Annotated in this window: 14 protein-coding genes; 11 read left to right on the forward strand and 3 right to left on the reverse strand. The window is 64.1% G+C overall.

Annotation, left to right across the window (positions count from 1 at the left end):
• From AC3A3W_RS07280 to AC3A3W_RS07310, 7 genes are all read left to right on the forward strand, one after another.
• Positions 1 to 502, forward strand: a 502-nt coding sequence (locus tag AC3A3W_RS07280) for an HAD family hydrolase (RefSeq protein ID WP_487441521.1), incomplete at its 5' end; no start/stop codon positions are given.
• Positions 503 to 527: 25 nt separating this feature from the next.
• Entirely contained in the window at positions 528 to 680 is a 153-nt protein-coding gene (locus tag AC3A3W_RS07285; RefSeq protein ID WP_487441522.1) for a hypothetical protein, read from the forward strand.
• A gap of 47 nt (positions 681 to 727) precedes the next feature.
• On the forward strand, positions 728 to 1,867 hold the full coding sequence (locus tag AC3A3W_RS07290) for a phosphotransferase (RefSeq protein WP_487441523.1): 1,140 nt from the start codon (positions 728 to 730) through the stop codon (positions 1,865 to 1,867).
• Between the two features lie 29 nt (positions 1,868 to 1,896).
• Positions 1,897 to 3,252, forward strand: a complete 1,356-nt coding sequence (locus tag AC3A3W_RS07295) for an aspartate aminotransferase family protein (protein WP_487441525.1) — start codon at positions 1,897 to 1,899, stop codon at positions 3,250 to 3,252.
• A gap of 85 nt (positions 3,253 to 3,337) precedes the next feature.
• Complete coding sequence (locus AC3A3W_RS07300; protein WP_487441526.1) at positions 3,338 to 4,264, forward strand: ABC transporter substrate-binding protein; 927 nt, start codon at positions 3,338 to 3,340, stop codon at positions 4,262 to 4,264.
• A gap of 292 nt (positions 4,265 to 4,556) precedes the next feature.
• On the forward strand, positions 4,557 to 5,612 hold the full coding sequence (locus AC3A3W_RS07305) for an ROK family protein (RefSeq protein ID WP_487441528.1): 1,056 nt from the start codon (positions 4,557 to 4,559) through the stop codon (positions 5,610 to 5,612).
• A 415-nt stretch (positions 5,613 to 6,027) separates the two neighbouring features.
• Positions 6,028 to 7,368, forward strand: coding sequence for an MFS transporter (locus AC3A3W_RS07310; protein ID WP_487441530.1), 1,341 nt, complete (start codon positions 6,028 to 6,030; stop codon positions 7,366 to 7,368).
• Positions 7,369 to 7,490: 122 nt separating this feature from the next.
• Here the strand turns inward: AC3A3W_RS07310 and AC3A3W_RS07315 are convergent, their stop codons facing one another.
• The 3 genes from AC3A3W_RS07315 to AC3A3W_RS07325 all read right to left on the reverse strand — a co-directional run bounded on the left by AC3A3W_RS07315 (position 7,491) and on the right by AC3A3W_RS07325 (position 11,109).
• Positions 7,491 to 7,973: a pyridoxamine 5'-phosphate oxidase family protein gene (locus tag AC3A3W_RS07315; protein ID WP_487441531.1), complete on the reverse strand. Its 483-nt coding sequence runs from the start codon at positions 7,971 to 7,973 to the stop codon at positions 7,491 to 7,493.
• 110 nt (positions 7,974 to 8,083) lie between these two features.
• On the reverse strand, positions 8,084 to 9,598 hold the full coding sequence (locus AC3A3W_RS07320) for an APC family permease (RefSeq protein WP_487441533.1): 1,515 nt from the start codon (positions 9,596 to 9,598) through the stop codon (positions 8,084 to 8,086).
• Between the two features lie 53 nt (positions 9,599 to 9,651).
• Entirely contained in the window at positions 9,652 to 11,109 is a 1,458-nt protein-coding gene (locus AC3A3W_RS07325) for a flavin monoamine oxidase family protein (RefSeq protein WP_487441535.1), read from the reverse strand.
• A 112-nt stretch (positions 11,110 to 11,221) separates the two neighbouring features.
• Between AC3A3W_RS07325 and AC3A3W_RS07330 the strand changes: the two genes are divergently transcribed.
• The 4 genes from AC3A3W_RS07330 to AC3A3W_RS07345 all read left to right on the forward strand — a co-directional run bounded on the left by AC3A3W_RS07330 (position 11,222) and on the right by AC3A3W_RS07345 (position 14,431).
• Complete coding sequence (locus tag AC3A3W_RS07330; protein WP_487441537.1) at positions 11,222 to 11,965, forward strand: TetR/AcrR family transcriptional regulator; 744 nt, start codon at positions 11,222 to 11,224, stop codon at positions 11,963 to 11,965.
• Positions 11,966 to 11,985: 20 nt separating this feature from the next.
• A complete protein-coding gene (locus tag AC3A3W_RS07335; protein ID WP_487441538.1) occupies positions 11,986 to 12,267 on the forward strand; it encodes a hypothetical protein in 282 nt (93 codons plus the stop codon).
• A 37-nt stretch (positions 12,268 to 12,304) separates the two neighbouring features.
• The gene (locus AC3A3W_RS07340) at positions 12,305 to 13,216 is read left to right on the forward strand and encodes a LysR family transcriptional regulator (RefSeq protein ID WP_487441539.1); all 912 of its coding nucleotides are present in this window, start codon (positions 12,305 to 12,307) and stop codon (positions 13,214 to 13,216) included.
• Positions 13,217 to 13,333: 117 nt separating this feature from the next.
• Positions 13,334 to 14,431 (forward strand): tartrate dehydrogenase, encoded by a 1,098-nt coding sequence (locus tag AC3A3W_RS07345; RefSeq protein WP_487441541.1) that lies wholly within the window; start codon positions 13,334 to 13,336, stop codon positions 14,429 to 14,431.
• Positions 14,432 to 14,565: the final 134 nt, after the last annotated feature.

The following is a 14,565-nucleotide window of genomic DNA, read 5'->3' on the forward strand; positions in this document are numbered from 1 at the left end:
CGACTACAAGCCCTACGAGCAGATCCTTCAGGACTCCTTTGACCGCGTGTGCAAGCGGTGGGGGATTGGGCCGACCGAGGGCGCCGGCGCAGAGTTCGCCGAGGCTGTACGCGGCTGGGTTGCCCACGAGGACGTGCCGGCCCCGCTGAAGCTCATGGGCGACAACTACAAGCTGGTGGCACTGTCCAACGCAGACGACAGCTTCCTGGACATCAGCATCCCCAAGCTCGGGGCAGACTTCCACGCCGTGTTGACCGCCGAGCAGGCCCAGGCCTACAAGCCGCGCTACCAGGCCTTCGAGTACATGCTGGACACTTTGAACGCCAAGCCCGAGGACTTCCTGCACGTCGCCTCGCACACACGCTACGACATGCATCCGATGCACGACATGGGCTTCCGGAACCTCATTGTGCTGGACCGTGGCTATGACCCCATTACGGAGGGCTACGACTACACCACCGTGAAGTCCCTGGACGAGATCAACAGGAACCTCGGTCTCTAAACCCGGTTCCTGGGGCGAAGCGGGCATGGCACCTGTCCGACTCCGTCATCGGATTCGAAGCCGCTCCCCCGCCCACGGCCGCTCCGCCGTGGGCGGGGACACCCGCCTCTTCCGCTTGATCTACCGCGGCAACCCCGACTACTACCCCATCCTCGCCCGGCCCCAACGCCTCAACTAACCACAGCCAGGTCTCCTGACTTCTCCTTCAATTCTTGAAAGGATGAGATGAGTCCCTCCTTTGACCCCACGACAATTCACACCGGTCAGGCCCAGGGTATTGGGGCCACGGACCCCGCCCAAGTACCCTTGGCCGTCAGTAGCTACTCTGCTTTTATCGACGCCGTCGCATCAGAGAGTGGTCTCCTGGCAGAGCAGTCTCAGCTCGCTGACTCAACTGTCCTGGAGCTCCTTGAACAGTCCTACGGCCTCAAGGGGACGCTTGTCCGGATTCCCACCGAGAAGGACGAGACTTTCCGCCTCCGGGACGGAGAAGAAACCTATCTGGTGAAGGTGTCCCCACCGGATGAGGATCCGGTGATCGTCCACCTTCAGACGGCGTGCATGGAGCATCTGGAGCGGACCGCCCCTGAACTTCCGGTCCAGCGTCTTGTCAGGAGCCTCGGCGGAGATCCGCAGGTCCTCATCCCGGCCCCTGGTGGACACTTTGATCGGGTACTTCGGGTGATGCGCTTCATGGCTGGAGAATTGCTGGCCACCCACGAGGCCTCGGCCGGTCAGCTTCAGTTGGTCGGCTCAAGCCTTGCCCGTCTGGGCCTTGCTTTGCAGGACTTCGATCATCCCCGTGCCGACCGTTTGCTCCTGTGGGACCTGAAGCACTTTCACCGGATGCGGCCGCTTCTTGACCATGTCGATGAGCAGCAAAAACGCTCCCTGGCCGAAGGCATTTTCGACCGGTTCGACGAGAAAGTCGTTCCGCTTCTCGACATTCTGACCTGCCAGGTCGTCCACGGAGATTTCAGCCCGTTCAATGTCATTGTCAACCCGGACAGGCCGGACTACGTGACCGGGATCATCGACTTCGGAGACGTCGTTCGGACTCCCGTGATCTTCGACCTCAGCGTCACCATGGCCAACCTTCTAGGAGCAGTCCCGGCCAGCCCCTGGGAGCGCGCACTTCAGGTCATGGAGGGCTACCGAAGTATCCGTCCGCTGCCGAACCAGGAGTTGGAGGCTCTGATCATCTCAGCGCAGGCCCGACTGCTCCTGCGGGCCCTGATCACGCAGTGGCGGGCAAGCCAGCTGCCGCAAAGGCGCGATTATCTGCTCTCCCACTCCAAGCCTGACTGGGACCGGCTCGCCTCCACAGCCGCCGCCCCTGCACCAAGACTTCCTTTCACATCCTGAACCAGACTCACAGCCTTCAAGGAGAAACCATGGACACTTCCCAAATCCGCAGGCCATCGCGTGCAATGATCAATGGCTTTGATCCCAACCGCCTCAATGAACTCCCAAACCAGATGCAGAAGAACATCCGGCGCCGGGACAAGAGCCTCGGACCCGGCTACCGGCTCTTCTATGACACGCCCCTGGAAATCGTCCGCGGCAAGGGCGTGACGTTGTTTGACCGCAATGGAAACGACTATCTCGACGTTTACAACAACGTCCCCTCTGTCGGGCACGCCCACCCGAAGGTCATCGCCGCCGTCCACGAACAGATGCAGACGCTGAACACCAACACCCGTTATGTCCAGGAATCCATCCTCGATTACTCCGAGCAGCTCCTTTCCACGTTCCCTGCCGAGCTGGGCCACGTCATGTTCACCTGCACCGGATCCGAAGCCAACGACCTCGCCATGCGCGTCGCCAAATACGCCACCGGAAACCAGGGCATCATCGTCACCTCCGGCGCGTACCACGGACTAACAACCGAAGTAGCGTCCTTCTCACCCTCCCTGGGCATCGGCGTGCCCCTGGGCGCGAACGTCCGGGTCATCGACGCCCCGGACTCCCTGCGATACCCATTGGATCAAGGGTCCCTGGAGGAACATCTGCGGAACCAGGTCCGTGCCGCCATCGCCGACCTTCACCGGCACGGCATCGGAGTGGCGGCGTTCATCGCCGACAGCATCTTCTCCTCCGACGGTGTCTTCGCCGGCCCTCCTGGCTTCCTGCGTCCCATCGTTGAGGAAATCCATGCTGTGGGCGGCCTGTACATCGCCGATGAAGTCCAGCCGGGCTTCGGCCGCACCGGTGAGGAATGGTGGGGCTTCCAACGCCACGGAATCGTCCCGGACATCGTGACCATCGGCAAACCCATGGGTAACGGCATCCCCGTCGCGGCAGCAATCTTCAAACCCGAACTGCTCGTGGAATTCGGAAAGAACATCCGCTACTTCAACACCTTCGGCGGAAACTCAGTAGCCATCGCCGCTGCCCAGGCCGTCCTGGACGTGATCCGCGAGGAATCGCTCATAGACAACGCCCTCAAGGTAGGCGGAAAGATCATCACTGGACTCAGGGACCTCACTCAGGGTCTGGACCAGGTTGCAGAAGTCCGCGGAAGCGGATTCTTTATCGGTGTCGACCTCGTCACGGACCAATCCACGCTCTCACCCGACGGGGAAGCCGCCGCTGGCATCGTGAATGCCCTCCGGCAGGACCGGATCCTCATCTCGGCATGCGGCGCCCAGGGCAATGTCCTGAAACTCCGCCCCCCAATGCCGTTCTCCAGCGATGATGCCGATCGCCTGCTCGAAGCACTGGGCCATGCCTTCAAGGCACTGCGCTAGGCCGAATGGGCCCGGGGGAATCCTGTTGAACAAGCTCACTCATTCTGCGGATTACACCCGCTGAAACGATTTGAAGGATTGCACCATGAAGACCAGAAACAAAATCCAGACGGCGACTGCGGGACTTGCTGTCCTGCTTGCCCTCACCGCCTGTGGCGGTACGGCAACAGGCACTCCGGCGACGGATATCCCGAAGACGCAGAACACCCGTGACATCTCAGAAGGCGTCCAACCGGATGCCGACGCGGTGGCGCTGCTGCCCGGGTCCTATAAAGCCAGGGGTGAGCTGACGGTCGCGATGGATCTGAGTTCCCCGCCGATGACGTTCCTGGCCGAGGACAACACCACCCCCATCGGCGTGAACCCGGACCTCGCCCGCCTGGTAGCCAAAAAGCTGGGGCTGAAGCTGAAGTTCGAGAACACGGCGTTCGACACGATCATTCCCGGCATTGACGGTGGCCGGTACGACTTCACGGCCACTACGATGTCCGCCACCGAGGAGCGGCTCAAGGTCCTGGACATGATCAACTACCTTAAGGGCGGCTCGGCCGTGGCGGTAGCCAAGGGCAACCCGCTCAATCTGACCAACGACACCCTCTGCGGCAAGAACATTGGCGTGACCAAGGGCTCCACCCAGCAGCTGAAGCACCTGCCGAACGTCTCGAAGTGGACCTGTGAGGAAAAGGGCCAGCCGGCCATCAACGCCATCACGCTGCCCAACGTCCAGGAGGCACTGACGCAGCTGGACTCCAAGCGGATCGACGGCGTCTTCTACGACGCCAGCGCCTTGGCCTGGGCCAACGAACAGCAGCCCAACCACTTCACCGTCCTGCAGCCGAGGATGGATACCCGCACGAACACCAACGTCGCCATGGGGCTGAAGAAAGGATCACCGCTGACGCCGGCCCTGCAGAAGGCGATCCAGTCCGTGCTGGAAACCCCGGAATACAAGAAGTCCCTGGAGTACTGGGGCCTGGGCGAATCAGCCATCACCGAGGCCACGATCCGCTAGGACCAGTGGGCGCGCCGACGCCCCAATTGAACCGTACGCCCGGCAGTTTGTTGCCCTGCCGGGCGTACCGCCCGTTGGCCGGAACCGGCGATCGCCGACGAACGCGCAACGAAAGAAGACCAGTAACCCCATCAACGACTACCGGGACAGCCCCTCACGTCCCGGTTTAGGTCGGAACTCTCAATAAGGTTGTGCTATGAGCAGCATCCCCACGGCACGTGACTACACTAAGGCTTCTGTCCTTGATGCGGTCCTTTCAGAGGCGCCCTTGACGCGCACCAGGCTGATCGAATTGACACGTTTGAGTCAGGCGACGGTGTCCCGGAAGGTGGATGAGCTTCTTTTTGACGGTTTCCTCGTTGAGCAGGGAGTCGATGCCGTTGTGCGCCGTGGCCGGCCCTCCACCTATCTGGATGTCCCCGGCACGGCGGGGCACATCGTCGGTATCTCTTTCGGGACGCGAACCACGTGCGTCCTCGTAACTGACCTGAGAGGTCGCGAGATCAGGCACACCATTGTTCCCAGCCTCGAGGGGGGCGATGTTGGAACCACTGCCGAGTGGCTGGTGGACTTGATTGTGGAGACCAGTGATTCCGCAGAGGGACCGTTGCGCCAAATCGTCGCCGCGTTGCCCGGCCGTGTCCCGAATGGCACCAACTGGTCCGGGACACCAGAATCAAGGAAGATTTTCCTGGCTTCACGTCTCCAGAGTGCCATTGAAGAACGGTTGAATGCTCCCGTGACCGTTGAGAGCGATGCCAACGCATCCTTACGGGGGATCCTGAAGGATGATGCGAGCATAGGAAATGCCGCTTTGTTCATGCTCAGTACGGTGCTGAGCTTCGCTGGTTGTACTGATCATGAGATCGCCAAAGGGCGGAGCCCTGCCTTCGGTGATCTGGGTGGTGTTCTCTTCTCCGGCGTCGGCAACGAGACCCTCGACGGACTGTTGAGCACAACGGGCCTCCTCCGATTCGCCCAAGGACGGGGACTGGACCTGGAAGGCATCGAAGCCCTGTGGTCACAGCCGCAGGAAATGGCGTCCCGCGCGGAAGTGGTGGAGGCATTTACGACGGCGATCGTGACGGCAGTCGGTGCCGTTGCCGTTACGCTGGACCCGGAGTCCGTCTATTTTGTGGGTCGCCTGAGTCCGATCGTGGACGAAGTCCTTCCCGAGGCGCGCAGGCGACTGACACAAAGCCTTCCCACCGTCCCGGAGATCAGGGTCGTGCCCCAAGTGATCGGACTATCGGTGGCCCGGGGAGCGGCGCAGGCCGGACTGGCCCTGGCTCAGTCCCGGCTCCGTGAATCGATGCTCGAGGCCCGTAGCGAGGGCCAAAGCCTGTAGCAGGTGACATCTGTCCTTCAGCCCGCCACCCTTCAGCCGGCGCGCGGCCCGGTTCGGGCGGTTGACCTCCAACACCTTCATCCCTGCGCCGCTCAGGATCCTGGCGAGTTCCACCCCCATAGGAGCCTGTTCCCTCGACACCCACGGCTGTGACTGCGCCGTAGTCCGGACCTTGAGCCGGCGGACAGATCGTCGGTTAGACAGTGCCGCGAGGTACGTCAGCTTTTTGCTGGGCCACCCCGGCTCAAGACCTTTTCCAGTATTTCAGCCTTTTTTGGAGCAGGACTTGATCCGCATCACATTATCTATATGATTAACAAGATTCCTATATGATTTTGGCGCCGACTTCTTCGGCGTCTTCCCTCCCGCCGGTGCCCCAGGCACCCGAAGCCATGTTCACGTCGAAGGAGACCGCATGACTGCGCTCGGAAGCAAGACCGCCACCAAATCATCCCCCACACCACCGCGCCTGATGACCCGGAAACGCTGGGTCATCATCTGGCTCGCCTTCATCGGACTCAGCATCAACTACCTTGACCGTTCAAGCCTGAGCGTCGCCCTGCCGTTCATGGGCAAGGACTTCGAGCTCACCGCCACGCAGCAGGGTCTCATCTTTGCCGCCTTCTTCTGGGCCTACGACTTCTGCCAACTCGCCGCGGGCTGGTACGTGGACAAGGTGGGACCGCGCCGCTCATTCTCGCTGGCCGCTGTATGGTGGTCCGTCTTCACCATGGTGACCGCCGCCGCGACGAATTTCTGGTCGCTGTTCGCCGCACGGTTCCTCCTCGGCGTCGGTGAAAGCCCGGCCCCCAGCACCGCAGCCAAGGTGGTTGCCACCTGGTTCCCGGTCCGGGAACGGGCCTTCGCCACCAGCATCTGGGACTCCGGCTCGAGGGTCGGCGCGGTCATCGCACTGCCCATCGTCACCCTGATCGTTGCCCTCACCTCCTGGCACGCGGTCTTCATCATCATCGGCATTGCCGGCATCATCTGGGCCGCGGTGTGGTGGAAGGTGTACCGCAGCCCGCAGGAACACCCGGGGGCCAATGCCGCCGAGGTGGCCTACATCGAGGAAGGCGGCGCCCGCGGTGAGGGAAGCGACGATGCAAACGCAGCAAAGCTGCCATGGCGTGCACTTTTCAAGTACCGCACCATCCTCAGCATGATGTTTGGCTTCTTCTGCCTGAACAGCGCCATCTACTTCTTCATCACCTTCTTCCCGAGCTACCTCGTCAAGGAACGCGGCTTCGACCTCCTCAAGCTCGGCATGTTCGGGGCGATTCCGGGCATCTGCGCCGTGCTCTGCGGCTGGCTCGGCGGCTACCTGGCCGACCGCGCAGTCCGGGCCGGAGTATCCGTTACCAAGGTCCGCAAGACCGCCATTGCCGGCGGGCTGATTGGCGGTTCGGTCATCATGTTCGCCGCACTGGTTCCCGAAGCATGGATGGCCCTGGCGCTGCTGTCCGTGGCGTATTCGAGCCTCACCGTTGCCGCCACCGGCATCTGGTCACTGCCGGCCGACGTCGCACCCAGCTCCCGGCACGTGGGCTCCATTGGCGGCCTGCAGAACTTCGCCTCCAACTTGGCCGGCATTTTCACCCCGATCCTGATCGGCGTGCTGGTGGACCAGACCGGATCGTTCGTGGCGCCGCTGGCCGTCATCGGCGCCGTGTCCCTGATCGGTGCCGCCAACTACCTGTTCGTCCTGGGCAAGGTGGAACCCCTGAAGGTGAAGGAGCCTGTGCCGGCGTCCTGACGCGGCAACCGCCAACAGGGCATTAGGAGTCAACAGGGACGCAGCACAACAAAGCGAAGGCCGCCATCCGGGTCATCCGGATGGCGGCCTTCGCGCGCTGGCGCCTTGAGTAGTTGCGCCCGTTACAGCTCCACCGTGCCGCTTTCGCCGACGCTCATGCGGCTGTGGGTGACCTTGGACTTTACCCACTGCAGCACCGTGGCGGCAGTGCCACCGGGGCTTGCCCAGTATTCCGCGGAGTCCGAGTCGACGCGCAGCAGGACCACCTCGGGGGTGTCGGGCCCGTCCGGGAACCACGCCTCCACCGCCTGGTTCCACAGTTCGCGGATCTTCGACCGGTCCCGGACCACTTCCGCGGTTCCGGCGACGGACACCCATTCCGTGCCCTTGCCGAAGGACACGTTGACCCGCGGGTCCGCGCCGATGTGCGCCACCTGGGAGGTTCCCTCCCCGGTGAAGAACCACATGTCGCCGTCGTCCTTCACATCCTGGACGGCCAGCGGCCGGCTGACCAACGCGCCTTTTTCGTTGATGGTGGTGAACATCCCGATGCGGGAATCGTTGATGATGTCCGTGACTTTGCTGATGTTGGCGGTTTCCGGCATGCTGTCACCTCGTTCTGTTCAAGACGTTCTGTTGTCATTCTGTTCAGCGCGGGAAATCTTCCCCTCGGACCACCCTATTGATAAGTGTGCTTACTTTCTACCCCGCTGCGCTACAGGCCGCGGGCCAGTACCTGCCCTTTGAAAAACTCAGGACGGATCCTGGCCATCACCAGCATGGCCACCACGCCGAGCAGGATCACGCCCATGCCCAGCACAAACACCATGCCGACGCCTCCCACGGACGATCCCGAGCCGTACTCCGGGTCCATGGAGTCGTAGGCCGTCTTGACGAACATGACCAGCAGGATGACCCCGCCGAGCAGCGGTGCCAGGAACTTGAAGAAGAAGGCCCTGGCGTTGCTGAAGGCCACTGCCCTGAAGAACCAGACGCAGGCCAGCGCCGTGATGCCGTAATAGAAGCAGATCATCATGCCCAGCGCCGTGATGGTGTCCCAGAGGGCGTTCTCCGACGTGGTCCGGGTGATGACGTAGAACCCGGCCGCGGCGGCAGCCGCTGCCACCGTGGCGTAGCTCGGCGATTTGAACGCCGGGCTGACCCTGCCGAACCCCGCTGGCAGCGCCTTGTAGTGCCCCATCGCCAGCAGCGTGCGTGCCGGCGAGACAAACGTGGACTGCAGGGAGGCGGCCGAGCTGCTGAGGATGGCCAGCGACATCAGGATGGCGAACGGACCCATCACCGGTCCCGCCAGGACGGCGAAGATACTGGACTGGTTCTCAGGGTTCCCGGCGCCCAGTCCGGTCTCACCCACGCCGGCGAAGGCCAGGGTTGCCAGGGCGACGAGCATGTAGATGGCCACGATCACGACGACGGTCACGGTCGCCGCGCGGCCCGGCGTCTTCTCCGGATTCCTGGTTTCCTCGTTCATCGTCAGGGTCACGTCCCAGCCCCAGTAGATAAAGATCGAGAGCGAGACTCCGGCCGCGAACGAGGAGAACGAGTCCACGGCGAACGGGTTGAACCAGTCGGGCGAGATGGCTGTGGCGTCGAACGCCGAGCCGCTTGCCACATGGACGAACGCGGACACGGCGAACCAGCCCAGCACGAGCAGCTGGAAGCCCACCAGGACATACTGGACGCCTTTGGTGGTTTCCATGCCCCGGTAAGAAACCCAGCACGCAGCGGCGATGAACACCAGGGTGGTGGCGATGTTCAGCGGCAGGTTGGCGGCGAGCTGCGCAAGTTCGGGGTTGCCAAAAAGCTGCGCCAGCATGAGGTAGAAAAAGTCGACGGCGACCGCCGCGAGGTTGGACAGCACGATGATCGTGGCGGCGATCAGCCCCCAGCCGCCCATCCAGCCGACCCACGGGCCGAAGGCGCGCGTCGCCCACGTGAAGGAGGTTCCGGCGTCGGGCATGGCGTTGTTGAGTTCGCGGTACCCCAGCGCCACGAGCAGCATGGGGATGAACCCCACCAGGAAAATGGCCGGCAGGTGCACGCCCACTTCGGAGACCGTAGGCCCGAGTGCCGCGGTCAGCGTGTACGCCGGCGCGATGCACGAAACGCCGATCACCACCGCCCCGAGCAGCCCTACGGAACCGGCCTTCAGGCCCTTTTCACTGAGTTTCTTGTGCGGATCCTGGGCGACAGCGGCCTTGGTGCTCATGGGATGCCTCTCCGGTAGTTCATTCGCCGTTGAATGGGATGGGGGCGGCCGCGTCAGCCGACGGCGGCAGTAGCGGGGGCCAGCGCACGCTCGCCGGCCCCTTCGGTTCCGGCCGCTTTGGTTCCGGCTTCTTCGGTGCCGGCTGCCGAGGTGATGCGGGCAGCGGTGGCCTGCCCCATGCGGACCGCGCCGTCCACATGCTGGTAGCCCTCGGCGGCGAGGTCGGAGGAGCACCAGTAGATGGGCCCCACGGGTGCGTGCTGGTCCTTGCCGTAGCGGTGCAGGCCGCCGAGGTCGTAGCTGGAGGCATACGCGCCGCGGGTCCACTCCTCTGAGCCCCAGTCGGATTCGTAGTAGACCTCCGGCTCCAGGGCCTTGTCACCCAGGAAGCCCGCGATGGATTCCAGGATGGCCCGCTTGCGTGACTCTGCATCCAGCTCGAAGACGGCGTCGGCTTTTTCGTCCGAGACGAAGCCCACCAGCGTGCCGCGGGAGTCGCCGAAGTTGGTGTTGTCATAGACCTCCTGGACCAGGGAGCCGGCACCGAAGCCAGTCCCCGACAGCCCGTCCTCGCGCCAGAACGGCGTGCTGTACACGGCGTGCACCTTGATGACCAGGCCCAGTGACTGGTGCTGGTGCATCTGGTGCTGGCGGCGCGGCAGCGGCGGGTTGAAGGAGACCCGGGAGTACAGGTTGGGCGGAACGGCCATGATCACGAAGCGGGCGTTGACGGTGGCGCGCTCGGACACGGCGGTGACGCGGTAGCCATCTCCGCCGTCGGCCGCCGGCTCCCAGCCGATGGTGCGCACAGGGCTGCTGAGTATCACGTCCTCCCCCAGCTCCGCTGCCTGCAGCAGGGAGACCTGCTGCATCCCGCCAATAACCCGCTTGTCCAGGATGAAGTCCTCGTCCGTCAGGTGGGTGAAGGATCCGGCGGAGGCAGCCATCAGCACAGCCTGCAGCGCGGAGAAGGCGTGGGCGGGCTTGGTGAGCATGCCGCCTGCGATGAACAGGCCGATGTTGTTGCAGGCTTCCTCGTCGCTTGAATGCCGGCGGAGCCAGTGGTGGAACGAAATGGTGTCCAGCTCGCGGGCCTTCGGGTGGGCCCAGGGCTCTGTGGGGCCGGCTTCGGCGGCGAGCGTGTCCAGCAGGCCGATGAGCTTGTCCATTTCCGCAGCGGTTTCCGCGCTGACGGGAAAGGAGTCGCCTGTATAGCGGACGGGCGTGCCGTCGGCGCCGATGTAGACGGACTCGCCCTCCCGGTAGCGGGAGTAGGTTTCCAGGCCCAACTCGTCCAGGAGCGCCAGCAGGGCGGTCTGGTCCGGCGAGACCCACTGTCCGCCGATTTCCAGGGTGGCGCCGTCCACGGTGTCGGTCCAGGTCCGGCCGCCCACGCGGTCGCGGGCCTCGAGCACGGCGACCGTGAGGCCGGCCTTCTTCAGTTCACGGGCCGCCGTGAGCCCGGAGGGGCCGGCGCCCACGATCACGACGTCGCGGTCAAGATTCAGCATGATGTCCTTTCTCTGTGGCCGCGGGTGATGCGCACCACTAAATGAATGCTATTCATTTATGAGAAACTATAGCCGGTCGGTCCGCGGACGGGAAGGGGCTGATGGAATACTGATGAAGACACCGCCTGCAGAAAGGCCAGCCATGCCGGCACCACCCGCCCCGGGAAGCACCGCCACGGGAGAGACTGCCGTGGAAGACCTTGCCCGGCGCCGCGTCGGACGGCCAGTCGGCGGGGTACTCGACAAGTCCCGCATCACCCGCGCCGCGCTCGAACTCGTCGAAAAAAAGGGCTATGACGGCCTCACCATGGCCGCGCTGGCCCGCGCACTGAACGTCGCGCCGTCGGCGCTGTATAACCATGTGAAATCCAAACGCGACGTGCTGCTCCTGGTCGAGGACCACCTCGCAGCACTGGTGGACTTGTCAGCCTTCGATGCCGAACCGTGGGAGGAGGCCGTGCGGAAGTGGGCGTGGAGCTACCGCGACGTGTTTTCCCGTCACACCCCGCTGATCCCGGTCATCGCAGTGCTGCCCGTAACGGACGCCCCGCAGACCCTGGCGATGTACGAGACCGTGAGCGCGGGGTTCCGCGACGCCGGCTTCCCCGAGGAGCGGATCGTCTCCTCCATCGTGGCCCTGGAATCGTTCATTTTCGGTTCGGCCTATGACGTCACCGCACCGGCGGACATCTTCGACCCCGGATCCATGGCCGAGGCGACGCCGAGTTTTACCGCCGCCGTGCGCAGCCTGGCCGAGCAGGGCCATGAGCGGCCGGCCGACGTCGCATTCACCCTGGGTCTCGAGGCGCTGATCTCGGGGCTCGGAGCGCTGCGGAACCAGGTCCACCAGCACTAATGCCCTTGGAGGCACCCACCATGTCAGATTCCGAGCTCGAAGCATTGCGGGAACAAGCGGCCCGCGGGGACGTCGACGCCGTCGGCGAACTGATCGAACGTGCAGCGGAGCGCGAAGACTTCGAAGAACTGCGGCGCCTTGCTGACGGCGGCAGCAGGGACGCTGCGGACCAGCTAGTTGAACTCGCCAGCGAAAAGTCCGACCTGGATGAGCTGAAGCGGCTTGCAGCCAACGGCAACAGCGATGCAGCCGAGGTTCTCGCAGAACTCACCGGCGAAGACTCCACAGACGAGGACGAATGACGCCGAGGCACGGAACGAAACCCTGCGAAGGAGCGGCGTGGACACCCGGAAACTCAAGTACTTTCTTGCCGTAGTCGACCACGACGGCTTCAACCGCGCAGCAGAACATCTGCTCATCGCCCAGCCGTCCCTCTCCCAGACCATCGCTAGCCTGGAGAAGGAGCTCGGTGTCCCGCTGTTCCACCGCATCGGCCGGCGTGCCGTGCTCAGCGAAGCCGGCAGGGAACTCGTAGGCCCCGCCCGCCTGGTGATGCGGGACCTCGACGCCGCACAGTCGGCGGTGCTGGCGCTCCGTGGCGTGCGCAGCGGCAGGCTGGACATCACCACCATGCCCTCCCCCGGCATCGAGCCGCTGACCTCGATGATCGCTGGCTTCACCCGCGACCACCCCTCTGTCCGGCTCAACATCAGTGCCGCGTTCACACCCGAGGAAGTGATCGAATCCGTCCGCAGCGGCAGCACCGAGATCGGACTGGCAGGTTCTTCCAGCGCGATGAAGGTTCCCGGCGTCCAGGTCCTGGAGCTGGAGCGCCAGCCGCTGATCCTGATCGTGAACCCGCACGCCGACACCTTCGGCACCGGGTCAGCGATCCAGCGGGCGGACCTGGGAGGCCACCGGCTGATCGCCAGCCAGCGCGGCTCCCTGATGCGCTGGCTGGTGGACGATGCCCTGGCCCGCGGCGTCAACACCGAAATCGTGGTTGAAGTGGCCCACCGGACCTCGATTCTTCCGCTGGTCTTGGCGGGTGTGGGCCACGCAGTCATGCCTTCCTCCTGGGCGCCGACAGCCCAGAAGGCCGGGCTCCGGACATTGCTCATTGAGCCCGTCTCCTATCTGCACGTGGCCATCCTGAGCCGGAAGGAAGACCTGACGCCGGCAGCCCGGGCATTCCTTGCCGTCGCGGCGCTGCACGCCGCCAAGGGCAAACCCGACGCAGCTGACACATAGGCTGAGCCTATTTGCCGTATCGGATCTTGGTCTTGGACGGGTCCGGGCGCTGTGCCCTCTACTTGAAGAGGAAGGGCAGTGTGACGCTGCTAGCAGACTCAACGAGGAGGTAGGCACATGAGCGCCACCCAGAAATTCACGATCGCATCAATCCCCGCAGACGGCGTCGGCAAAGAGGTCGTCTCCGCAGGCCGCCGCGTCCTGGACGCCCTGGCCGAGAACTCCGGCGGCAAGTTCTCCTTCGAGTGGACCGAGTTCCCCTGGGGCTGCGGCTACTTCGAAAAGACCGGCCAGATGATGGACCCCGAGGGCCTGGAGACCCTGAAGGACTTCGACGCCATCTACTTCGGCGCCGTCGGCTGGGAAAACGTCCCCGACCACATCAGCCTCTGGGGCCTGCGCCTGAACATCACCCAGAACTTCGACCAGTGGGCCAACATCCGCCCGGTCAAGTTCCTCCCGGGTATCCAGTCGCCGCTCCGCAAGGCCGACAACACCGAGCTCGACTGGGTGGTTGTCCGCGAAAACAGCGAAGGCGAATACGCCGGCCTCGGCGGCCGGAACCTCAGCGGCCGCGGCCCGGGCAACGAAGTCGCCCTGCAGACCGCACTGTTCACCGAGAAGGGCTGCGAACGCATCATGCGCTTCGCCTTCGACCTGGCCCGGACCCGCACGGTCAAGAAGGTCTCCTCCGTGACCAAGTCCAACGCCCAGCAGTACGGCATGGTCCTCTGGGACGAAACCTTCCAGCGCGTAGCCCTGGATTACCCGGACGTGGCAACCGAAAGCGTCCTGGTCGACGCGATGAGCGCGAAGTTCATCCTCAAGCCCGAGGACCTCTCCGTCGTCGTCGCCTCGAATCTGAACGCCGACATCCTTTCGGACCTGGGCTCGGCCCTCGCTGGAAGCCTGGGCCTGGCAGCCAGCGCCAACCTCAACCCGGAGCGCCGCTTCCCGTCCATGTTCGAACCGGTCCACGGCTCCGCTCCGGACATTGCGGGCCAGGGCATCAGCAACCCGATCGGTGCGATCGCCAGCGCCGCCCTGATGTTGGACCATTTCGGCCTGCATGAGGAAGCCCGCCGTGTGGAGGCCGCCATCGAGCAGACCACCGCCGCCGGCCACCTGACCCGCGACGTCGGCGGCGATGCAAACACCGACGACGTCACGGACGCCATCATCAAGGCCCTCACGCTGACCCTGGCCGCCGTCTGACACCGCCCCGCCAACCAAACGTCCGACGGCGGTCGCCCGCCGCCGTCGGACGTCGCCCTGTACTCATAAGCGGCGTCCCGAGGGCCCCGACACGAGCTTGCGAGTGTTGGGAAGGGACCTCCGCGCACTCCAGA

Source organism: Arthrobacter sp. Soil_N43 (assembly GCF_057655195.1).

Bases quoted from the DNA above. Each gene is read 5' to 3' on its own strand.
- AC3A3W_RS07285 (WP_487441522.1), top strand. From the start codon at position 528: ATGGCACCTGTCCGACTCCGTCATCGGATTCGAAGCCGCTCCCCCGCC.
- AC3A3W_RS07290 (WP_487441523.1), top strand. From the start codon at position 728: ATGAGTCCCTCCTTTGACCCCACGACAATTCACACCGGTCAGGCCCAG.
- AC3A3W_RS07295 (WP_487441525.1), top strand. From the start codon at position 1,897: ATGGACACTTCCCAAATCCGCAGGCCATCGCGTGCAATGATCAATGGC.
- AC3A3W_RS07300 (WP_487441526.1), top strand. From the start codon at position 3,338: ATGAAGACCAGAAACAAAATCCAGACGGCGACTGCGGGACTTGCTGTC.
- AC3A3W_RS07310 (WP_487441530.1), top strand. From the start codon at position 6,028: ATGACTGCGCTCGGAAGCAAGACCGCCACCAAATCATCCCCCACACCA.
- AC3A3W_RS07315 (WP_487441531.1), bottom strand. From the start codon at position 7,973: ATGCCGGAAACCGCCAACATCAGCAAAGTCACGGACATCATCAACGAT.
- AC3A3W_RS07320 (WP_487441533.1), bottom strand. From the start codon at position 9,598: ATGAGCACCAAGGCCGCTGTCGCCCAGGATCCGCACAAGAAACTCAGT.
- AC3A3W_RS07325 (WP_487441535.1), bottom strand. From the start codon at position 11,109: ATGCTGAATCTTGACCGCGACGTCGTGATCGTGGGCGCCGGCCCCTCC.
- AC3A3W_RS07330 (WP_487441537.1), top strand. From the start codon at position 11,222: ATGAAGACACCGCCTGCAGAAAGGCCAGCCATGCCGGCACCACCCGCC.
- AC3A3W_RS07335 (WP_487441538.1), top strand. From the start codon at position 11,986: ATGTCAGATTCCGAGCTCGAAGCATTGCGGGAACAAGCGGCCCGCGGG.
- AC3A3W_RS07345 (WP_487441541.1), top strand. From the start codon at position 13,334: ATGAGCGCCACCCAGAAATTCACGATCGCATCAATCCCCGCAGACGGC.